This window comes from Citrobacter sp. Cf072 (genome assembly GCF_030334485.1).
Lineage (GTDB): Bacteria > Pseudomonadota > Gammaproteobacteria > Enterobacterales > Enterobacteriaceae > Citrobacter > Citrobacter freundii.
This window is the reverse complement of the sequence record NZ_JAOWDX010000044.1, coordinates 698,099-718,088: the sequence shown is the minus strand read 5'-3', so window position 1 is coordinate 718,088 and position 19,990 is coordinate 698,099. Positions and strand designations below refer to the sequence as shown.

Sequence of the window (19,990 nt, the reverse complement as noted above, 5' to 3'; positions counted from 1 at the left end):
CGGTAGTTCAGTTGGTTAGAATACCTGCCTGTCACGCAGGGGGTCGCGGGTTCGAGTCCCGTCCGTTCCGCCACTTATTAAGAGCCCTGAGCATTAGCTCAGGGCTTTTTCTTTGCCTGCAATTTAATTATTGCTACATCCGCAAAAATCCTCTGCATTTATCACTCTTTTTCTATAAAGAGCTGGAAGTCATAATCCTCTTAGTTGATGAACATAGTGATTAAAAAGAGGAATTCTATGGCTATCCCTGCATTCGGTTTGGGTACTTTCCGCCTGAAAGACGACGTGGTTATCGCTTCTGTTAAAACGGCGCTTGAGCTGGGCTACCGTGCTGTCGACACTGCGCAAATCTATGATAATGAAGCGGCTGTTGGTCAGGCGATTGCCGAAACCGGCGTACCGCGTAACGAACTGTACATCACCACCAAGATCTGGATTGAAAATCTCAGCAAAGAAAAACTGATCCCAAGTCTGAAAGAAAGCCTGAAGAAACTGCGTACAGATTATGTTGATTTGGTGCTGATCCACTGGCCATCTCCAGGAGATGCTGTATCTGTTGAGGAATTCATGCTGGCGCTGCTCGAAGCAAAACAGCAGGGACTGACTCGTGAAATTGGTATCTCAAACTTCACCATTGCGCTGATGGAAAAAGCCATTGCCGCAGTAGGCGCAGACAATATTGCGACCAACCAGATTGAGCTTTCTCCGTATCTTCAGAGCCGTAAGGTGGTTGACTGGGCGAAAGCACACGGTATCCACATCACCTCTTACATGACGCTGGCTTACGGTAACGCGCTGAAAGATGAAGTGATTGCGCACATTGCCGCTAAACATAACGCGACCCCGGCGCAGGTTATTCTGGCATGGGCAATGGGGGAAGGTTACTCCGTAATTCCTTCTTCTACCAAACGTGAAAACCTGGCAAGCAACCTGCTGGCGCTGGAACTGCATCTGGATGCCGAAGATAAAAAAATGATCGCGGCACTGGACTGCAACGATCGTCTGGTCAGCCCGGAAGGTCTGGCTCCTGCCTGGGATTAATTGCCCGATCCTGTGTATCCCTTACCCCTCTTTTACAGCTCCTTCGGGAGCTGTTCTTATATATTCACTTAAAAAGTCTATAAATGCACGAATACGTGTACTGACCGCACGATCGCTGTAGTAAACGGCGCTGAAAGGCATTTTTACCGGCAGACGTTTATCGGCCAGCAGTTCCACTAGCTCTCCCTGCGCGATCTCTTTATCTATCATATAATCTGAAAGACAGGCGATGCCGTTGCCGTTCAGGCAAAGCTGTTTTAGCGTTTCCCCACTGTTGGAAGAAATTCCACACTCGACCTCATGCAGCTGTCCGTCGCTACAGGCAATTGGCCAGGTATTGAGCGAAACCGGTTCGGAAAACCCCAGACACAGATGCTGTTTTAACTCCTCGACGGTCTCTGGTCTACCAAAACGGGCAATGTACTCCGGTGAGGCAATAATCTTGCGATAGCTGGTAAATAACGGACGCGCACGTAGACTCGAGTCAGTCAGTGTACCCGCTCGTATAGCAACATCCACTTTTCGTTCAATAAGATTGATGAATGTTTCCGAGGAGACGAGAGACAACGTCATCTCGGGATACCGCTCCCGGAACGGTTTGATTAGCGGCATCAGGAAATGCAACATCACCGGTGTTGCTGCGTCGATGCGCAGCAGGCCGCGCGGAGTATTACGCGACTCCATGATTTCCGTTTCTGCTGCAGCCATCTCTTGCAGTATCTGCTGCACCCGCCTGAAGTAGCGCTCTCCTTCCTCAGTGAGACTTAGCTGTCGGGTCGTTCGATTAAGCAAACTGACGCCCAGTTTCATCTCCAGCTTTTTTACTGCCCGACTGACCGCGGAATTGGCTTGTCCAAGCTGTTCTGCCGCCCGGCTAAAGCTGCCGCTTTCCACTACCGCTACAAAAATCGCAAGTTCTTCAGAGGTTGCTTTCATTTTTGCACCTGACGCAAAATTATATTGAGATTTTGAATATTTTTGTCATTAAAACATCCAGGCATACTGCGTGTCATCTGATTACTGATGTTACGGAGTTATTTATGCCTCTCGCTTTATTTGCACTAACAATTAGTGCCTTCGCTATAGGCACTACTGAGTTTGTGATTGTTGGTCTGGTGCCGACCATCGCTCAACAACTGGCGATCTCGTTACCTTCCGCCGGGATGCTGGTTTCCATCTATGCGCTGGGTGTGGCGATTGGCGCACCGGTACTGACCGCTTTGACCGGACGCCTGCCACGTAAACAGTTACTGGTTGCGCTGATGGTTCTGTTTACGGCGGGGAATTTGCTGGCATGGCAGGCTCCCGGGTATATGACACTCATTGTCGCTCGTCTGCTGACTGGGCTGGCACACGGCATATTCTTCTCGATTGGTTCTACCATCGCGACAAGTCTGGTGCCAAAAGAGAAAGCAGCCTCCGCCATCGCCATTATGTTTGGTGGCTTAACGGTGGCGCTGGTAACCGGCGTGCCGCTGGGAACGTTTATTGGTCAACACTTTGGCTGGCGCGAGACTTTCCTTGCGGTATCAATGTTAGGCGTGATTGCACTGATCAGTAGCCAGTTGTTGATCCCCGCCAACATTCCCGGTCGTGCAGCCGCCAGCATTCGCGACCAGGTGAAAGTGCTGACTCATCCCCGTCTGTTGTTGATTTATGCCGTTACGGCACTGGGCTACGGCGGTGTATTCACGGCATTCACCTTCCTGGCACCGATGATGCAGGATCTGGCGGGATTCTCTCCGGCAGCAGTAAGCTGGATCTTACTGGGTTACGGTGTTTCAGTGGCTATCGGTAATATCTGGGGTGGTAAGCTGGCGGATAAGCATGGTGCTGTTCCTGCGCTGAAATTCATTTTCGCCGCGTTGTTTGTTCTGTTGATGGTTTTCCAACTGACGGCTTCTACGCAGTATGCCGCGCTGGCTACCATCCTGGTAATGGGGATCTTTGCCTTTGGTAACGTACCGGGGTTGCAGGTCTACGTGGTACAGAAAGCGGAACAATTTACGCCTAATGCTGTAGATGTGGCGTCAGGGTTGAACATTGCGGCGTTTAACATTGGCATTGCACTGGGTTCAGTGATTGGTGGACAAACGGTCGAGCATTATGGTCTGGCGCAGACGCCGTGGATTGGCGCACTTATTGTCCTGGTTGCTTTCCTGCTGATGGGACTCAGCGGTCGTCTTGATAAGCCCGCGCGCGTTGCTTTGGGGTAAATCATTGATGTAAGCGCCCACTTACAAAACAAACTGCAATTGTTCGTTGAAAGTGAGTGCTAAAATCCCTATAACAGAAGAACCAGTCCGGCTGCGGACTGGTTGACGTTACAGAGGTTTGAAAGTCTAAAGTGCGAAAAAACACCTATGCCATGCGTTATGTTGCCGGACAACCCGCCGAGCGGATTTTACCGCCGGGGTCGTTTGCGCATATTGGCCAGGCATTACCCGCAGGCGTTCCGTTAAGCAGTGAAGATCGCATTCGCGTGCTGGTATGGAATATTTTTAAACAGCAGCGCGCAGAATGGCAGTCGGTGCTGAAGAATTTTGGCAAAGATGCGCATCTGGTGTTATTGCAGGAAGCACAAACCACGCCAGAACTGGTGCAGTTTGCGACCGCTAACTATCTTGCTGCTGATCAGGTTCCGGCCTTTGTGCTGCCTCAGCATCCCTCTGGCGTCATGACGCTCTCTGCTGCTCATCCTGTTTACTGCTGTCCATTGCGCGAGCGTGAGCCTATTTTACGGCTGGCGAAATCGGCGCTGGTGACGGTGTACCCGTTGCCTGACACTCGGCTGTTAATGGTGGTGAATATCCACGCGGTTAACTTTAGCCTTGGCGTTGATGTCTATAGTAAGCAGTTACTTCCCATTGGCGATCAGATTGCTCATCACAGCGGTCCGGTGATCATGGCCGGCGATTTTAATGCCTGGAGCCGTCGACGGATGAATGCGCTGTACCGCTTTGCGCGTGAAATGTCGCTGCGCCAGGTTCGCTTTACTGACGATCAGCGCCGCCGTGCGTTTGGTCGCCCTCTCGATTTTGTGTTCTATCGCGGTCTGAACGTGAGTGAAGCCTCTGTGCTGGTCACCCGCGCATCCGATCACAACCCGCTACTCGTTGAATTCAGTCCCGGCAAACCTGAACAATAACGGTGTGTCAGGTCTGCCATAGGGCAGGCCTGTGATGGTTGCCCTTCATATTTCTCAACAACCGAAGGACAACACAATGACAACACGCTCTCACCATGACAACGTCGAAAAACAGTTTGGCTCTCAGGCTAATGCCTATTTAACCAGTACGGTGCACGCCTCTGGCCGTGACTTGCAACGTCTGGGGGAAAGGTTGTCGGCATTTCCACAGGCTCGCGTATTGGATATGGGATGCGGAGCAGGGCACGCCAGCTTTGTGGCCGCACAACACGTAAAGCAGGTCGTGGCTTATGATTTATCGTCGCAGATGCTTGAAGTGGTTGCTAAGGCGGCAAAAGACCGAGGTCTGGATAATATCGCCACACGGCAGGGGTATGCTGAAAGCCTGCCATTTGAAGATAACGTATTTGATGTGGTGATTAGCCGCTATTCCGCGCATCACTGGCATGATGTCGGGCGCGCGCTGCGGGAAGTGAACCGCGTTCTGAAGCCTGGTGGTGTACTGATTGTGATGGATGTGATGTCGCCTGGCCACCCAGTACGTGATATCTGGTTGCAAACCGTGGAGGCGTTACGCGATACCTCACACGTACGCAACTATTCCAGCGGAGAGTGGTTGTCGTTAATCAATGACGCCAATCTGATTGCCGATACCTTGTTAACCGATCGTCTGGCGCTGGAATTCAGTTCGTGGGTGGCGCGGATGCGTACGCCTGCAGCGTTGAGCGACGCGATTCGTGCCTACCAACAAAGTGCTTCTGCACAAGTGAAAGACTACTTTGCGTTACAGGAAGATGGCTCGTTTACCAGCGACACGATAATGGTTGAGGCACATAAAGCGGGATAAATAAAAAAGGCACTGGGGGGAAACCAGTGCCTTCATTTCTACAATGCTATCAGGAGTCCGGCATGTCGTTGTTTTTCACAAACAACGTTAGCTGATCGCCTGGCTGTAGATTATTCGTATCGCTGTTCCAGCGCATCACATCCTTGATGTTAACCCCGTGGCGTTTGGCAATACTCGAGAGCGAGTCGCCTTTACGCACACGATAGGTGATGCTATCGCTGTTGTTCGCCAGTCGCTGTGCGCTGCTACCAGCGCCCACCGTCAGATTCTGGCCTACTTTCAGCGACGACCCGCGCAGATTATTCCACTGCTTAAGGTCATTGATGCTCACGCCAAGACGTGAAGCAACGCCAGAAAGCGTATCGCCAGAGCGAACTTTGTAGCTACGGCTGTTCAGCGGCGTGTTATCCGCGACCAGCGTTGACTGCACGGCTGCAATTTCGCCTGAAGCCAGAGACTCACGCAGCTTCTCAGCATGCTTCTTTGGCACCATCACATATTGCGGGCCGCTGGCACCCAACGTGGAACCTTTCACGCCTGCATTGAAGGTCTTCAGCTTGCTGACGGAAATACCCGCCATATCGGCAACCTGAGCCATCTCAACCGGGCTACTCAGGCGAACACGTGCCAACGCGCGGCTTTCGTCTGTTGTTGGCAGACGTACGCCATAGCGTTTGCTGTTTTTGAGTATATCGCTCAATGCCAGCATTTTGGGCACGTATAGCTTCGTTTCCTGAGGCAATGGCAACGACCAGAAGTCAGTGGGTTTACCACGAGCTTTGTTCGTTTTGATTGCCTTCATGACACGACCTTCACCGCTATTATAAGCAGCAACGGTCAGCAGCCAGTCGCCATCAAACATCTTGTTCAGACGCTGCATCATGTCCAGCGCGGCGGTGGTGGAAGCCACAACGTCGCGACGTGCATCATAACTGCGGGTCTGTTTTAAACCATAATTGCGCCCCGTGCTCGGAATGATCTGCCAAATACCTGCGGCATTGGCGCCAGACGTTGCGTGAGGATCAAAAGCGCTCTCCACTATGGGTAGTAGTACCAGTTCCATAGGCATGTTACGTTTCTTAACCTGCCCGGCTATCCAGTACATATACGGCTCTGCCCGTAAAGTTACATCGTGGAGATAGCTCTTATTGCGTAAATACTTCTGTTTCTGTTCGCGAATCCGGCTGTTTTCCGGAATTCCCATCTTTAGCTCGTCACCAATGAAAGCCCACAAATCTTGATCAGCAGCGATAGATGTTCCGTCGTCCATCCATCGCGCCTGACTTGTAAACTTTCCTGCTTCCCCTTGACCAGCTGCAGAAAGGCTCTGTGCGTGTTGTTGGACGTTACCAGTATTCTGGCACCCAACAAGCAGGACAGAGGCGAGTAATATCGCTTTTGCCTTCATGTGTGTGTCAATAGTTGCTTAAAAGACGACCGATCATAACGGCGAAGTTTTCAAAAGGCAACCCGGAATTGTCAGAACGTATCTTTCTTTGACCTTAACCAGGCAAAACGCTCCTCAGGTTGTTGCAATATTGTTTCTTTGTTAATTTCATTAATTAAATCAATATCTTCCGTTCTTAAAAAAAGATTATTTCGTCGCTCATTTTTCAGAATTACGGGTAGTGTCATTTGTTTTTTTACGCGTAACTCATTAACTTTACGATAATATTCATTTATGAACGAATCGTGCGGGAGAATGCTTAAGGCAAACTTCATGTTTGCTAATGTGTACTCATGTGCGCAACAAATTAATGTATCGTCAGGAAGGGCGTTGATTTTTTTAAGTGATTGATACATTTGGGTTGCGGTGCCTTCGAAAAGTCGACCGCAACCGCCAGAAAAGAGTGTGTCACCACAAAATAAGTAAGGATGGCTAAAGTAACAGATATGTCCTAAAGTGTGACCCGGAGTAGCAATTACCCTAAATTCATGCCCCAAAACGAGTGCAATATCGCCATCTTCGACTATGTGTGTCGTTCCCTTATCTTGCGTTTCAGCCGGTCCGTATACCACTATTTGTGGGAAATGCTGCAGAAGTTCTTTCACTCCGCCCACGTGATCCTGATGATGATGGGTTAGCAGAATGGCTTCAGGCACCCAGTTATGCTCTGCAATGGCTTTCAGAACAGGAGCCGCTTCACCCGGGTCCACAATCAGACAATGCTGGTCATTATTTGACAAGACCCAGATGTAATTGTCCTGAAATGCAGGAATACTGTTAAGATTCATATATTACCTCTAAATGCGTAACGGAAGGTTGTGATGAAACCGGCAAGGATCCCTCAAACTGTCGTAGCGCCCGTTAGCTGGGATGATCTGCCCTGGGGCGAACACTATCGTGAGGCGCTGGAGTATCAGCTTAACCCGTGGTTCGCAAAAATGTACGGTTTTCATCTGCTTAAGGTTGGTAATTTAAGCGCAGAAATCGATTCCGAAGCGTGCGCGGTTTCTCATCAGGTAAATGTTTCTTTGCAGGGTTCTCCCATGCAGGTGACGGCCGATCCTTTGCATCTTCCCTTTGCCGATAAGTCCGTGGATGTCTGTTTATTGGCCCATACGTTACCGTGGTGTTCCGATCCGCATCGCCTACTGCGTGAAGCCGATCGCGTGTTGATTGATGACGGTTGGTTGATTTTGAGCGGTTTTAACCCGGTAAGCCTGATGGGTTTGCGTAAACTGGTGCCCGTATTGCGTAAGACATCGCCCTATAACAGTCGGATGTTTACCCTCATGCGTCAATTGGACTGGCTATCATTACTGAATTTTGAAGTGCTGCACTATAGTCGTTTTCATGTTCTGCCCTGGAATAAGAAGGGCGGGAAAATGTTAAGCACCCATATCCCCGCGCTGGGCTGTTTACAGCTGGTGGTTGCGCGCAAGCGAACCATTCCGCTTACACTCAACCCGATGAAACAAAATAAAAGCAAAACGCCTATCCGTCATGCCGTTGGCGCGACCCGGCAATACCGTAAACCGGACGCTTAAGCCTCAGTCTGATACCCAATATCATCCTGAGTCGGGCTCATGGCCGCGGTGCGCGCAAGCTCATCGCAGCGTTCGTTTTCCGGATGGCCCGCATGGCCTTTAACCCATTCCCATTTGATTTGATGAGGGCCTAAAGCGGCATCGAGACGCTTCCACAGATCGACGTTCTTCACTGGTTTTTTATCTGCTGTTTTCCAGCCACGCTTCTTCCAGTTGTGGATCCACTGCGTAATGCCCTGGCGCACATACTGGCTGTCCGTGCTGAGTATCACTTCACACTGTTCTTTCAGGGCTTCCAGCGCAACGATTGCTGCCATCAGCTCCATGCGATTATTAGTTGTAAGGTTGTAGCCTTCGCTAAAGGTTTTTTCGCGCCCGCGATAGCGTAAAATCGCCCCATAACCACCCGGTCCTGGATTTCCCAGGCAAGAACCATCGGTGAAAATTTCTACCTGTTTAAGCATCTCTGGTAGACTTCCTGTTTTAGCAAATCGAAATCAAACGATAAGTCTGACATAAATGACCGTTATGAGCACTGGAATTACACGACAGATCGTCCTCGATACCGAAACCACCGGTATGAACCAGATTGGCGCCCACTATGAAGGCCACAAGATCATTGAGATCGGTGCGGTTGAAGTGGTGAACCGCCGCCTGACCGGCAATAACTTCCATGTTTACCTGAAGCCGGATCGGCTGGTGGACCCGGAAGCGTTCGGCGTACACGGAATCGCAGACGAATTCCTGCTTGATAAACCCACGTTTGCTGATGTAGCCGACGAATTTCTCGATTACATTCGCGGCGCGGAGCTGGTCATCCATAACGCATCGTTCGATATCGGTTTTATGGATTACGAATTCGCGAAGCTCAAGCGGGATATTCCGAAGACGAACGAATTCTGCAAAATAACCGATAGCCTGGCGCTGGCGAGGAAAATGTTTCCTGGCAAGCGAAACAGCCTTGATGCGTTGTGCTCGCGCTATGAGATAGACAACAGTAAACGAACCCTGCACGGCGCATTGCTTGATGCCCAGATTCTGGCCGACGTTTATCTGATGATGACCGGCGGGCAGACCACGATGGCGTTCTCAATGGAAGGCGACAGCCAGCAGAGGAATGACACGGGGATCCAGCGTATTGTGCGCCAGTCTAGCAAACTACGTGTTGTTTTCGCCACTGATGAAGAGTTAGCGGCCCATGAGTCACGCCTTGACCTGGTGCAGAAGAAAGGCGGAAGTTGCCTCTGGCGGGCATAGTTTGTACATTTACCGTATGAAAATGGCCATTCGGGTGATTTTTGCAGCAAACGATTAAAAAACGTGAGAAAAAGCGTTGACGAGGTGCGAGGCAATCCGTAATATTCGCTTCGTTCCCAAGCGGAACACAACGCGGAGTGGTAGTTCAGTTGGTTAGAATACCTGCCTGTCACGCAGGGGGTCGCGGGTTCGAGTCCCGTCCATTCCGCCACTATTCAGAAAGCCTGAATCAGAAATGATTCAGGCTTTCGTCGTTATTAACCCGCCAAAAATAATAATCTCATTCTCACGTTCTATCGACCGCGCCCGTGCTTTCGGGTGGGCAACACATCAGGTCATCCTTAACCCGACGCATATCCAGAAGGCGATTAACTTGCGAAGTGATTCATCACGCAGGCGAAGCGGGGTGAAAAGTTATCGCCAATAAGAACCGTTTCCTCATTCAGGTGCTTTAGCATATACAGCTTGTCGGCACGTTCGTAAGCGTCAAAGAAAAGATAATCTATAGCATCCGTTGCTTCATCATCCGGGGATTTTTCGCGTCCGTCGGGGGTGAGCATAAAAACGCCGGCGGTATGGCCGAGTGGTCGGGCATAGCGAAAGAACAGTTTTCGGTTAACAGCAAACTCGCCATCATCACTTTTGAGTTTCCCTTGTACTGACAATGAGAGGTGTCCAGAGTTGTAGCTGGTGATCAGCATTATTCCGTGGAGTTCCTTTTTGGTGTTTTGGATGTCGAGTATCGACGTGAATTCCGAGGAACAGGAAAAACTGATTTCTTGTTTTTTCGCATTCCCGGCGATAATAAAAAAAGCGATAGTCGCCAGCCCAAAAATGGCAATCACGACTGACCATAGTAAAGGAGAGTGATCGCTTTCCTGCTTCATATCATTCCTCATGATGGCGATACTGGCTGATGCAATGGTAATAGCCGAGGTTTAGCCCGCATTCAGCGGCAAATGACCACTCAACCAGATTATGGTTGCTCGCCCAGGTATTGAGATACAGATCTTTTGGATACGAACAGTTAGGGTTAATACCCACGGACTTGAAAATATCCAGTGCTTTTTTTTCGGTAATGGTGTCGGTGAGGGCGTTTCCTAATATATGCACACGGCACTGCTCGTAGTCGATAGTCCGCAGGATCGCCGCGTCCGTCATAGCGATTTTATTGGGTATCCATGTTAACCACGCTGTCGCCAGCACGGCGATTCCGGTAATTAACGTTGTTATCGTGACAGGCCACAGGTTTCGTTTCTTTTTCCTGGGCATCAATGCAACATTGGCTATTCTGGTGGGTGCTTGTGCTTCCTCCAGTTGCTGAATATTGATACTGGCGTCGCCCATCCGAAATCCTATTCGCGGAATGGTGACGATCAGTTCTGCAGGATGGCCCGTAGACGTTATTGCTTTGCGCAGAAATGAAATGTGCTGATTGAGATTAGCATCCGTCGCTCTGGCGCCATTATGCTGGAAAACATTCTGCAGAATTTCATCGCGCGAGGATATCTCTTTACCATTTTGCAACAGATAGAGCAGTAATTGTGTTGCCACATTATTCAATGTGGCCATTTCACCAGACGCCAGGTCTTTTAGGGTATTTTTATGTGGTCTGAAAACTAAGCCATCACCAATAATTACGGATTTGATTTTGTTTATTGGTATATGAGAAATCACTGATGTCTCCTTTAAAGCAGGATATCTCGCATTCGAGTGGGGGAAGCAATAGCATAACATAATTCATTTATAAAAAATGATTGTACCATAGAACTCTTTATTAATATTTATATAACAATCTTTTAATATATCTAATAGAATCCTCCTATGTCCTTCCTCTCTTTCACTATCTTATTGTCATTACTCGCTTTTGATACCTAATTTCATTTTTACAAAACTTTCATAAATACATTTTGCCTGTTCTTCTGGCTAAATAAAAAAATATTTGATAGATAAAAACTCTATAAAAACCATAAATAATAGCAATTAACACTGGGTGTGGTATGTTTTTTGGCTGTTTTTTAGGTAAACGATCGCTCGACAGACTGTGTTACAACACGATTCCCTGAGTTTGATTAATACCGGATTTTTGCATTGTGTCATTTTTTCGTCGACTTAATATAAGTCCCGAAACAGCGTAAACACCTGTGGACGGTATTTCGGATGGAATACCAATGAAGTTCAAAATACGGGGTGGCTTGAGATGGATTGTTTGCAAGGATATGCACTACCGCCACCTGCAGATCAGGATTTCCCTTGCATTGATTGTCTGCGGAAATAGATCGTCGGAATAACCAAAAAAAAGATATAAGGTTAAGTAGTAATATGAAAATGAAAAACGTGGCTGTGGCCTGTGCGCTGATGGCGGGAATGACTTTTACTGCATCTTCTGCTTATGCTGCAAAAAATGTTGAACCGACTAACGGTAAAATTCACTTCACTGGTTCTCTGGTTAATTCCGCATGCGGTCTGGCCCCAGAATCCAGCCCGGTGCAGGTAAATTTTGGTGAAATCCCAACCTCTCAGTTAAAAGACAACCAACGTGCAGGCGTTAAGCATGCCAAAATCGTGCTGCAGGGCTGTGATACGACCGTCGCGAAAACGGCTACTGTGACCTATACCCCGGCAACAATTGATTCAGATAACAACGCGCTGGCCGCGTTCACCTCGGGTACTGCAAAGGGTGCGGGCATCGGTATGGTTGACAGCGGCAACCAGGACGTGGAATGGGGCAAAGCGGCCTCTCAGGTCAACATTACCGATGGCGAAACCGACATTGATTTCGTCGCTTACCTGCAGGCAAACAACGCATCTGCAGCGGTAACTCCGGGTGATTTCGAATCTACCGTTAATTTCCAGATCGACTACCAGTAACGATCTGCAGCAGGCGCAATTATGCGCCTGCCTAACCCTTCCTGCGAATAACTGAAAGGAAATGCGGTGATGCCTGGATGGCGTATTTTACTGCTTTTTATCTTTATATCGCCTGCATGGGTTTTGGCTGACACTCATCGTCTTGTCAGTACGCCCGGCAAAATGCGCATGCGGGGAAATATTATTGAAGCTGCCTGTTATGTCGATCCGCGCGACCGGTCGCTACTGGTTGAATTTGATGATCTCTCAGCCAGAGATATTTCCGGTAAACCTGAAAAAGTATCTGCGCATGATTTCAGCATTCATTTGCTGGGATGTTCCCTTGGGGATTCTCAACATCCGGGGAGTCTGTTTCAACGCGCCAATATTACCTTTTCCGGCGCACCCGATAGTGACAATCCTGATTATCTGAGCGTGCAATCGGAAACTGAAAATTTAGCGATAGAAATATATGACGGCAAAGGACAGCAAATTCATCTGGGTGAGCCATCACCGGACTATGCGCTTAACCCAGGGAAAAACACGCTCAATTTTACGGCTTATTTGATCTCCCGCGACGGAAGAATGACATCCGGCGAATTTACTGCGGTCACGCATTTTGTTGTGAATTATCTCTGAGCTGCACTGCAATTCGGGTATCTGAAGGTTTGCGAACGAAAATGATCACGCTGAAAACAGATAAAAAACGTCTGGCGCTTTTTATTGCTCTGGTCTGTGCCTCTTCATTTGTTGAAGCGGATGAGGCCATTGAATTTAATACCGACGTACTGGATGCCAGCGACAGGCACAATGTCGATTTGCAGCGTTTTTCCGAAGGCAACTTTGTGACTCCCGGAGAATATCTGCTGGATGTTCGTATTAACAGCCAGGAGATCCCTCAGCAGTCGATTCGTTATATCGTCGACCCTGCCAACCCGCATAAATCCATGGCCTGTCTGACGCCACAACAACTTGAATTACTGGCGCTCAAAGAAGAGGCGCTGACCTATATTCACCCGATCAGCGCGGCCTGCTATGACATTTCCCGCCTGCCGGGTGTGGTGCTGAATAATAGCGCCGGCGTACTGGACATTACCGTGCCTCAGGCATGGATGAAATATACCGATCCAGACTGGACGCCGCCGGAGCGTTGGGATAACGGTGTCGCAGGGCTAATTTTTGACTACAGCGTTTCAGGCCAGGCCACACATTACGAGCAGGGCGGCGATCGTTATCGCTCTCTGTCTGGCTATGGGCAGACTGGCTTTAACCTCGGCGCGTGGCGTTTTCGTGGCCAGTACCAAGCCAATTACGCTTCGGATGAGAACCGAGGGCGAATCGATTGGGATCAGATCTATGCCTATCGCCCGTTACCGATGCAGGCGGCAAAACTGACGCTCGGCGAAATCTACCTGAATTCTCAGGTTTTTGATTCGGTACGTTTCACCGGGGCGAACCTCGCCAGCGACGAACGCATGCTGCCGCCGAATTTGCAGGGCTACGCGCCCGAAGTACATGGCATCGCGCGCAGCAATGCGAAGGTCACTGTCAGTCAGCAGGGGCGTGTTATCTATCAAACCACCGTTCCTGCGGGGCCATTTAATATTCAGGATCTGCACGGCTCGGTACGCGGCACGCTGGATGTTCGCGTCGAAGAGCAGGATGGCAGTGTACAAACCTTTCAGGTCAATACGGCCGATATTCCTTACCTGACGCGCCCGGGCTATGTTCGATACAACGCCGCGGTCGGTAAGCCATCGCGTTATAACCACGACGTCCAGGGGCCTGCGTTTTATAGCGGTGATTTTTCCTGGGGGGTCAGCAATGCGTGGTCGCTGTATGGCGGCGCGTTGCTCACTGGCGATCGTTATAACGCCTGGTCGATGGGGATTGGGCGGGATTTGAGCTGGCTGGGTGCGCTGTCGGCTGACGCGACGCAATCCGTGAGTCGGGTGAAGCATCAGACTGAACAAAAAGGGATGTCCTTTAAGCTCAGCTATGCCAAAACCTTTGATGAGTACAACAGCGCCATCACCTTTGCTGGTTACCGCTTTTCACAGCGTAACTTCCGCACCTTCTCGCAGTTCCTTGACGAGCAGTATGAAAATAACAACAGCGCCGGCAACGAAAAAGAGATGTACACCATCACCGGTAACAAGACCTTTTTTGCTGACGACCCGCAATTAGCGACCACGCTGTACCTGACCTATACCCACCAGAATTACTGGGATCGTGGCTCTCAGGATCGTTACGGGTTGTCGATGGGACACAGCTTTTCGTTCGCAGGCATTCAGGGGATCAGCGCCAACCTTGCTGCTTACCGCTCTGAGTATCAGGGCAAACGGGACGACAGCCTTTCGCTGTCCATTTCTGTGCCATGGAGCGATGGCCGCTCCATGGATTATGAAGTGCAAAACAGCGGCAACCAGACCAGTCAGATGGTTTCGTATTCCGATAACCGCGACCGTAACAATCCATGGCGACTGCGCGCAGGGGTTTCCGGTGAAGGGCACACCGCGTTTGATGGTTACTACAAGCATCGCAGCATGATGGCTGAGCTTGAGTCTAACGTCAGCTGGCAGCAATCACGTTATTTCTCCGTTGGCGGCACGATGCGCGGCGGCTTTACCGCAACGCGTCACGGCGCGGCGCTGCATAACAGCCAGGCGTCAATGAATACCGCCAGGGTGATGGTTGATACCGACGGTGTGGCGAATGTACCGCTGAACGGTGAACAGGCGCACTCAAACCGCTTCGGTATTGCCGTCGTACCGGATGTCGTCAGCTATCACAGCTTTGATACCCGTATCGATGTAGACGCAATGGACGAGGATATTTCCGCGACCAAAGCCATCGTCACCAACACCCTGACGGAAGGCGCGATTGGTTATCAGCGCTTCGCCGTGGCGCAGGGGCAAAAAATGATGGCGCTGCTGCGCCTGAAGGATGGCTCTGTACCGCCGTTTGGTGCCGAAGTGTTTAACGCCAACGGTGTCAGCGTCGCCATGGTGATGGAAAACGGCATGGCCTGGATTGCGGGTGTGAATCCAGCTGAGCGTCTTTCTGTTGCCTGGGGCGGTCGTGCTCAGTGTCACTTACAGGTGCCGCAACAAATCAACCCGGAGGGTAACGTGCTGTTGCCTTGTGAATAATTTCAATAACCTGAATGAATTTTGTCATGAAAAATAAAGCTTTTTACTCCGTGCAGCGTTGGCTGAAACCCGTGGCCTGCGGTCTGCTTTTGATTGCAGAGATCAACGCCTCATGGGCGGGTATCGCACTTGACCGTACGCGCCTGATCATCACTGGTGATGCGCGCTCTGTCAGCGCGAACTTAACCAACACCAGTCCGAGCATTCCGTTTCTGGCTCAGTCGTGGGTGGAAGACGCCAATGGAACAAAAATTACTTCGCCGCTGATGGTTTTACCGCCGCTACAACGGATTAACGGCGGGCAAAAGGGCATTGCACGTGTGACGAAAACCAGCGGTATTAACGCTCTGCCACAGGATCGAGAAAGTCTGTTCTACCTGAACGTGCGCGAAATTCCGCCCAAGCCGGATAAGCCGAACGTTCTGCAGCTGGCGATGCAGTCGCGTATCAAACTGTTCTACCGTCCGACCGCCATCGTGCCGGAAACACCGGGCGCCGTGTGGCAAAACCAACTGGTCTTTCATAAGCAGGGCCTGCGCTGGAGTGTGGATAACCCAACGCCGTACTTCGTCACCTTGATCGGCTTAAGCCGCAAACCTGAAGCTCAGGGCGGCGACAGGCTGACTGACTTCCCTGGGGTTATGGTTTCACCAAAGTCCTCTCGCGATTTCAGTGTGACCGACGGCAGCGTTAGCCAGTTCAGCATGATGTATGTGAACGATTTTGGCGGTCATCCCGAATTGAAATTCAGCTGCACAGGCAATGTGTGTAAAGCATTGCCAATGGAGCAACAGCCCCGGTAACAGGATTCGTAAATGAAAAAGATGCTTTGCGCTCTGCTGATGGCGGGCATGGCCTGCTCGGTTCAGGCCACAAGCGGTCGCCAGGATATGAGCAACGTGTCCGGTGAGTATGGCAATGTCCGCTTTCATGGTCGGGTATTCGTTTCGCCGTGCGTGCTGGATATGGCCTCCCGCGATCAGACTATCGATCTTGGTGATATTTCCGCCAGCCGATTTCGCCAGGGCGGCGATCGCAGCGATCCGGTATTGGTCACGCTGTATCTGAACGGCTGTTTAAAGGGCTCCGGTCATACCTTAAGGGATTTTCCCGGGCAGACCAGTGAGATGCCTGAGCTTGCTTACAGCACGGTGGAGCGTGGTGTTTCGATGACGATGATGGCTGAAGGCGCACCGGAAAACAGCGATTTGGGGCGCATTCGTGGCGATGTTCGCGGCGCGGGCATCCGGCTACTGACTGAACGTAAGCAGTTGATCCACCTGAATCAACCGCAACGCATGTGGATCCTCAAACCGGGCGATAACGCCATTCATTTTCTTGCCGCGCTGGAATCTTTTGGGCGAGAGGTGACCGCCGGAGAATTTAACGGTCTGGTCAGACTTAAGCTGGAGTATCTATGAGCATATTGCGCAACACGCTACTGTGGACGGCCCTGGCTGGTTGTCCGCTGGCCGGGCAGGCATTCACACAGGGGGAAGGTGAGCCGCAGGGAGGATCGCCGCATCAGTACGATATTGAACTGAACTCGCTGGATGTCAGCAAAAACCACGTGGGCGGCAGAACGGAGCCGTTCCCGTGGAATCTGGGCAGTTGGTATGTAGTGGATTTTCACTGCGAACAGGCTGACATCTCCCGACAACCGATTTACTACACCACCACGACCACGATGCCGCCTTCCAATCAGGGGGCGAACCGTTTTCGTTTAAACGAGTATCTGGATGTGGAAGTACAGGTGTGGGTCGCCGGGCGTTATAACAACTACGTTCAGGCGCCTTTTACCAATTTTTCAAATCGTTACAACGATCATAGCTGCAAAAAGCGCAAAGGCTACGAACGGGCTACCAACATAGAAAGTGGTTCAAAAGGGAAAGTGACGTTTATTGTCACAAAACCCATTATTAATGGCATCAATATTACCTCCCAGTCGCTGGTGGAGGTTGCTGGGCGCTTAGGGGATGCTGGTCCTACGCCGACAACGCCAATTTCCCGCGTGGTGATTAAATCCGGGCTGATTACCGTACCGGACAAATGCACCTTCAACCGGGGAGACAAAATCAGCATTGAGTTTGGCGATTTGCCAGGATCCGCTGCCCGGCTCAACGGCACTAACTATAGTAAGCCAATCCCTATACATGTGGTGTGTGAAGGCGGCAGCTTCGATCAGGGCGCGCTGAATATCAATCTTGGCGTGCAAACGACCACGGCGTCAGGCACGGCGGGATTTAACGGTAATCTCCTCGGCACGTTAAGCGGCGGACAAAAACGCGACGATCTCGGCATTATGCTTAAAGACGAGAGTGGTGGCACCGTCGTGCCCAATCAATTTTACAACGTGAAGGGGTTTTACCAGAATCAGGGCGACTGGAATCTCACCGCCGCGCCGGTGGCAAAGCCGGGCGTGGGAAGCGTGAAGGAAGGTGAATTTGAAGCCTCTGCCACCGTTGTCGCGCAGTTTCAGTAGGGGGATGTCATGAGATTCTCGGCGTTATTCGCGACCGGTATGTTACTGCTTGGCAGCATGGCACAGGCCGACACCAAACTGGTCGGCGGCGATATGTATTTTCACGGCACCATCAGAGCACTGGCCTGCAGCCTTGCACCGGGTGGCGACAAAATCGAGGTCGATTTCAAGCAAATCGCGACGCAGGATCTCTATCTCTCGGGGCGCAGTAAGCCGGAAAAATTCAGCATCAAGTTACGCGACTGCAATCCTGAGGTTTTCCGTGGGATCTCGGTTACCTTCAGCGGTCGTGAGGATGCGGAGCTGGCAGATCATCTGGCGCTGGATAGCAGTGAACAAGGCGGCGCGTCAGGGATCGGGATTGGGATGAGCGAAGAGGACGGCACGGCAATCCGCCTTGATGAGAGCACATCAGTCAAAGAGATAACAGAAGGTTCGATGACGCTGAATTTTTTTGCGTGGGTCGCAGCGGAGCCATCGGCGATAAAAAATCAGTCTCTCGAATACGGTCCGTTCAGCGCCAGCGGGACCTGGACGTTGAACTACCAGTAGCATGATGAACGTACTGAATCGGATTGCGCCGCTGCCTGCGCAGAAATTATTGCTCGGTATTAGTCTGTTTTTCTGGTGTGGGGCCATGCATCTCTACTGGCCGAACAACGGCGGCAGCGGTCTGTCGTTGCCGCTTAATATTACGAGCTGGATCTACGCTGTTGTACTGGCTGCAAGCGTATTGATGCTGGCGCCTCGTCAACGCTGGCGCATCACTGTGCCAGCTGCGGGTTTTACGGTCGGGGCGTTCATCCTGACGTTGCTTTGCCTGCTAACACCTGACGTCAGGCAGGCCGAGGCACTACTGGTGGCGGGGGCGTTACTGGGAGGTGTGAGCGTCTATCTGGTCACATTGCAAATTCCTCTCACGGCAAACACCCTGACGGCACTGCTGGCCCTGCTATGGGGGGCGTGCGTGATTGAATGTCTGGTGTTTGTCTATCAGTACTGGCATTTGCCGGGCGTGGATTACTGGGAGTTTGCCTGGCGACGTGGTACACGGCCTTACGGCATTTTTCAGCAGGTCAACCTGCTGGCCAGCTTTACGGCCTGTGGCGTGTTGCTGTCAGCCACGCTCTTTTTACGGCTGCGCGACGGGTATCGAATTGTCATCGGGGTTGGCCTGGTGATGATGGGATTTGTGCTGCATGAATCCCAGTCGCAAACCGGTTACCTGTCTCTGGTAGTCGGTGAAGTGCTGCTGCTGGCGGTTTTCCCGGCGCAACGGCGTACGTTGTTACTACTCCTGTTACCGTTGGCGTCAGGCATGGCGACGGGGTCGCTCGCTCGCCATTTTTTGTCCGTAGCAACGGTCGATCATTTCACCACTTCCCAGGTGCGCTGGACGGTACTCAAAACGTCGTTGGCATTATTTGCCGAACGCCCGTGGACGGGGTGGGGTGTGGGCAGTTTTGCCGCCGTGTTTCTCGAACGTGCGGGACCGTTGGGGTTGAGCAGCATCTCGCATCCGCACAATGAACTGGTGTTATGGCTGGTGGAGGGCGGTCTGGTTGGACTGGTGGGAGCGCTGTGTTTTATTGCGAGTGGTTTCTGGCTCTGGAGGCATGGAAATCGTTGGCGTCGCGCCTGTCTGGTGGCGGCGCTGCCGGTGGTGATTCATATGCTGACGGAATACCCCGTCAGGCAGTCAACGCCGCATTGGCTACTGCTGATCCTGTTGCTTCGATGTGCAGACAGCGACCGGGCTGGAATACGCCTGGCGCTTACCTCGACGTGGCTGATTCGCGCGCCAGGGGTTATCTCGCTACTGACCGTCGCGCCATTGCTGCTTCTCACGCTGCATACGCAACAGCAACTGACGCTGGCGGAGAGGCAGTCATCGCAGTGGCATCTTGCCGAATCGCTCCCTGTAGGAGGCTGGCTTCTTACCAGTCGCTATCGGTTTGATGTCCAGATGGGGTATCTGCAACGGTATCAGCGTACTCGGGACGCTCGTTGGCTGGAGGCGGTTCGCCGCTGGGCGCCTGACTATGTGCGCGTTCACCCAGACCCTAATGTCTCCTTCACGCAAATCTTGCTGGCGTTGCAACAGCGCGACCTTGTCGAGGCGCATCGTCTGGCGACGCGCTTTTGCCTGATATACCCGAACGATCGCCGTATCCCGTGGCTGCAGGATGCACGACGTCCTTTTAATAAAATACTGGAATGAT

At 51.3% G+C, this 19,990-nt stretch carries 20 protein-coding genes and 1 tRNA gene; 15 read left to right on the top strand and 6 right to left on the bottom strand.

The window, feature by feature from the left end:
* Positions 1-237 precede the first annotated feature (237 nt).
* Positions 238-1,041, top strand: a complete 804-nt coding sequence (gene dkgB, locus OGX66_RS12415) for a 2,5-didehydrogluconate reductase DkgB (RefSeq protein ID WP_016149586.1) — start codon at positions 238-240, stop codon at positions 1,039-1,041.
* Between the two features lie 21 nt (positions 1,042-1,062).
* Here the strand turns inward: dkgB and yafC are convergent, their stop codons facing one another.
* Entirely contained in the window at positions 1,063-1,977 is a 915-nt protein-coding gene (gene yafC / locus OGX66_RS12410) for a DNA-binding transcriptional regulator YafC (protein ID WP_003843865.1), read from the bottom strand.
* 104 nt (positions 1,978-2,081) lie between these two features.
* On the opposite strand from yafC, the gene OGX66_RS12405 reads away from it, so the two are divergent.
* The 3 genes from OGX66_RS12405 (at position 2,082) to OGX66_RS12395 (ending at position 5,036) form a co-directional block, all read left to right on the top strand.
* Positions 2,082-3,257, top strand: coding sequence for an MFS transporter (locus tag OGX66_RS12405; RefSeq protein WP_088903373.1), 1,176 nt, complete (start codon positions 2,082-2,084; stop codon positions 3,255-3,257).
* A 131-nt stretch (positions 3,258-3,388) separates the two neighbouring features.
* Positions 3,389-4,189 (top strand): endonuclease/exonuclease/phosphatase family protein, encoded by an 801-nt coding sequence (locus OGX66_RS12400; RefSeq protein WP_003031427.1) that lies wholly within the window; start codon positions 3,389-3,391, stop codon positions 4,187-4,189.
* 76 nt (positions 4,190-4,265) lie between these two features.
* Positions 4,266-5,036 (top strand): class I SAM-dependent methyltransferase, encoded by a 771-nt coding sequence (locus OGX66_RS12395; protein ID WP_032937069.1) that lies wholly within the window; start codon positions 4,266-4,268, stop codon positions 5,034-5,036.
* 49 nt (positions 5,037-5,085) lie between these two features.
* Here OGX66_RS12395 and mltD read toward each other — a convergent pair whose 3' ends face one another.
* The gene (gene mltD / locus OGX66_RS12390; RefSeq protein WP_003031421.1) at positions 5,086-6,444 is read right to left on the bottom strand and encodes a murein transglycosylase D; all 1,359 of its coding nucleotides are present in this window, start codon (positions 6,442-6,444) and stop codon (positions 5,086-5,088) included.
* 71 nt (positions 6,445-6,515) lie between these two features.
* Positions 6,516-7,271: a hydroxyacylglutathione hydrolase gene (gloB, locus tag OGX66_RS12385; protein WP_003031418.1), complete on the bottom strand. Its 756-nt coding sequence runs from the start codon at positions 7,269-7,271 to the stop codon at positions 6,516-6,518.
* Positions 7,272-7,304: 33 nt separating this feature from the next.
* Here gloB and OGX66_RS12380 point away from each other — a divergent pair, with 33 nt between their 5' ends.
* Positions 7,305-8,027, top strand: coding sequence for a class I SAM-dependent methyltransferase (locus OGX66_RS12380; protein WP_003031413.1), 723 nt, complete (start codon positions 7,305-7,307; stop codon positions 8,025-8,027).
* Here the strand turns inward: OGX66_RS12380 and rnhA are convergent.
* Positions 8,024-8,491, bottom strand: coding sequence for a ribonuclease HI (gene rnhA / locus OGX66_RS12375; protein WP_003838896.1), 468 nt, complete (start codon positions 8,489-8,491; stop codon positions 8,024-8,026). The genes OGX66_RS12380 and rnhA overlap by 4 nt on opposite strands.
* Before the next feature lie 64 nt (positions 8,492-8,555).
* On the opposite strand from rnhA, the gene dnaQ reads away from it, so the two are divergent.
* The gene (gene dnaQ, locus OGX66_RS12370) at positions 8,556-9,284 is read left to right on the top strand and encodes a DNA polymerase III subunit epsilon (protein WP_003031410.1); all 729 of its coding nucleotides are present in this window, start codon (positions 8,556-8,558) and stop codon (positions 9,282-9,284) included.
* A 134-nt stretch (positions 9,285-9,418) separates the two neighbouring features.
* Positions 9,419-9,495, top strand: a tRNA-Asp gene (locus OGX66_RS12365).
* Between the two features lie 157 nt (positions 9,496-9,652).
* Here the strand turns inward: OGX66_RS12365 and OGX66_RS12360 are convergent.
* Both OGX66_RS12360 and OGX66_RS12355 read right to left on the bottom strand, forming a co-directional pair.
* Complete coding sequence (locus tag OGX66_RS12360) at positions 9,653-10,171, bottom strand: FidL-like protein (protein ID WP_003838893.1); 519 nt, start codon at positions 10,169-10,171, stop codon at positions 9,653-9,655.
* Position 10,172: 1 nt separating this feature from the next.
* Positions 10,173-10,856 (bottom strand): winged helix-turn-helix domain-containing protein, encoded by a 684-nt coding sequence (locus OGX66_RS12355; protein ID WP_225624048.1) that lies wholly within the window; start codon positions 10,854-10,856, stop codon positions 10,173-10,175.
* A gap of 750 nt (positions 10,857-11,606) precedes the next feature.
* Between OGX66_RS12355 and OGX66_RS12350 the strand changes: the two genes are divergently transcribed.
* The 8 genes from OGX66_RS12350 (at position 11,607) to OGX66_RS12315 (ending at position 19,989) form a co-directional block, all read left to right on the top strand.
* Complete coding sequence (locus OGX66_RS12350) at positions 11,607-12,155, top strand: fimbrial protein (protein ID WP_044714304.1); 549 nt, start codon at positions 11,607-11,609, stop codon at positions 12,153-12,155.
* A gap of 69 nt (positions 12,156-12,224) precedes the next feature.
* Complete coding sequence (locus OGX66_RS12345) at positions 12,225-12,773, top strand: fimbrial protein (protein ID WP_003838886.1); 549 nt, start codon at positions 12,225-12,227, stop codon at positions 12,771-12,773.
* A 41-nt stretch (positions 12,774-12,814) separates the two neighbouring features.
* Positions 12,815-15,286 (top strand): fimbria/pilus outer membrane usher protein, encoded by a 2,472-nt coding sequence (locus OGX66_RS12340; protein ID WP_088902712.1) that lies wholly within the window; start codon positions 12,815-12,817, stop codon positions 15,284-15,286.
* A gap of 14 nt (positions 15,287-15,300) precedes the next feature.
* On the top strand, positions 15,301-16,089 hold the full coding sequence (locus OGX66_RS12335) for a fimbrial biogenesis chaperone (RefSeq protein WP_032948580.1): 789 nt from the start codon (positions 15,301-15,303) through the stop codon (positions 16,087-16,089).
* Between the two features lie 12 nt (positions 16,090-16,101).
* Positions 16,102-16,707 (top strand): fimbrial protein, encoded by a 606-nt coding sequence (locus tag OGX66_RS12330; protein ID WP_032948581.1) that lies wholly within the window; start codon positions 16,102-16,104, stop codon positions 16,705-16,707.
* Positions 16,704-17,768 carry a fimbrial protein gene (locus OGX66_RS12325; protein WP_046669735.1) on the top strand — a complete coding sequence of 355 codons (1,065 nt, stop codon included), beginning with the start codon at positions 16,704-16,706 and terminating at the stop codon, positions 17,766-17,768. The genes OGX66_RS12330 and OGX66_RS12325 overlap by 4 nt, the downstream gene beginning before the upstream one ends.
* A gap of 9 nt (positions 17,769-17,777) precedes the next feature.
* Complete coding sequence (locus OGX66_RS12320; RefSeq protein ID WP_049001902.1) at positions 17,778-18,320, top strand: fimbrial protein; 543 nt, start codon at positions 17,778-17,780, stop codon at positions 18,318-18,320.
* Position 18,321: 1 nt separating this feature from the next.
* Positions 18,322-19,989: an O-antigen ligase family protein gene (locus OGX66_RS12315; RefSeq protein ID WP_057101157.1), complete on the top strand. Its 1,668-nt coding sequence runs from the start codon at positions 18,322-18,324 to the stop codon at positions 19,987-19,989.
* Position 19,990 lies beyond the last annotated feature (1 nt).

Excerpts from the sequence above, each read along its gene's own strand:
- dnaQ (WP_003031410.1), top strand. The coding sequence starts at position 8,556 with ATGAGCACTGGAATTACACGACAGATCGTCCTCGATACCGAAACCACC.
- OGX66_RS12345 (WP_003838886.1), top strand. The coding sequence starts at position 12,225 with ATGCCTGGATGGCGTATTTTACTGCTTTTTATCTTTATATCGCCTGCA.
- rnhA (WP_003838896.1), bottom strand. The coding sequence starts at position 8,491 with ATGCTTAAACAGGTAGAAATTTTCACCGATGGTTCTTGCCTGGGAAAT.
- dkgB (WP_016149586.1), top strand. The coding sequence starts at position 238 with ATGGCTATCCCTGCATTCGGTTTGGGTACTTTCCGCCTGAAAGACGAC.
- gloB (WP_003031418.1), bottom strand. The coding sequence starts at position 7,271 with ATGAATCTTAACAGTATTCCTGCATTTCAGGACAATTACATCTGGGTC.
- OGX66_RS12315 (WP_057101157.1), top strand. The coding sequence starts at position 18,322 with ATGATGAACGTACTGAATCGGATTGCGCCGCTGCCTGCGCAGAAATTA.
- OGX66_RS12340 (WP_088902712.1), top strand. The coding sequence starts at position 12,815 with ATGATCACGCTGAAAACAGATAAAAAACGTCTGGCGCTTTTTATTGCT.
- yafC (WP_003843865.1), bottom strand. The coding sequence starts at position 1,977 with ATGAAAGCAACCTCTGAAGAACTTGCGATTTTTGTAGCGGTAGTGGAA.
- OGX66_RS12360 (WP_003838893.1), bottom strand. The coding sequence starts at position 10,171 with ATGAAGCAGGAAAGCGATCACTCTCCTTTACTATGGTCAGTCGTGATT.
- OGX66_RS12380 (WP_003031413.1), top strand. The coding sequence starts at position 7,305 with ATGAAACCGGCAAGGATCCCTCAAACTGTCGTAGCGCCCGTTAGCTGG.
- OGX66_RS12330 (WP_032948581.1), top strand. The coding sequence starts at position 16,102 with ATGAAAAAGATGCTTTGCGCTCTGCTGATGGCGGGCATGGCCTGCTCG.
- OGX66_RS12355 (WP_225624048.1), bottom strand. The coding sequence starts at position 10,856 with ATGGCCACATTGAATAATGTGGCAACACAATTACTGCTCTATCTGTTG.
- OGX66_RS12335 (WP_032948580.1), top strand. The coding sequence starts at position 15,301 with ATGAATTTTGTCATGAAAAATAAAGCTTTTTACTCCGTGCAGCGTTGG.
- mltD (WP_003031421.1), bottom strand. The coding sequence starts at position 6,444 with ATGAAGGCAAAAGCGATATTACTCGCCTCTGTCCTGCTTGTTGGGTGC.
- OGX66_RS12395 (WP_032937069.1), top strand. The coding sequence starts at position 4,266 with ATGACAACACGCTCTCACCATGACAACGTCGAAAAACAGTTTGGCTCT.
- OGX66_RS12325 (WP_046669735.1), top strand. The coding sequence starts at position 16,704 with ATGAGCATATTGCGCAACACGCTACTGTGGACGGCCCTGGCTGGTTGT.
- OGX66_RS12320 (WP_049001902.1), top strand. The coding sequence starts at position 17,778 with ATGAGATTCTCGGCGTTATTCGCGACCGGTATGTTACTGCTTGGCAGC.
- OGX66_RS12405 (WP_088903373.1), top strand. The coding sequence starts at position 2,082 with ATGCCTCTCGCTTTATTTGCACTAACAATTAGTGCCTTCGCTATAGGC.
- OGX66_RS12350 (WP_044714304.1), top strand. The coding sequence starts at position 11,607 with ATGAAAATGAAAAACGTGGCTGTGGCCTGTGCGCTGATGGCGGGAATG.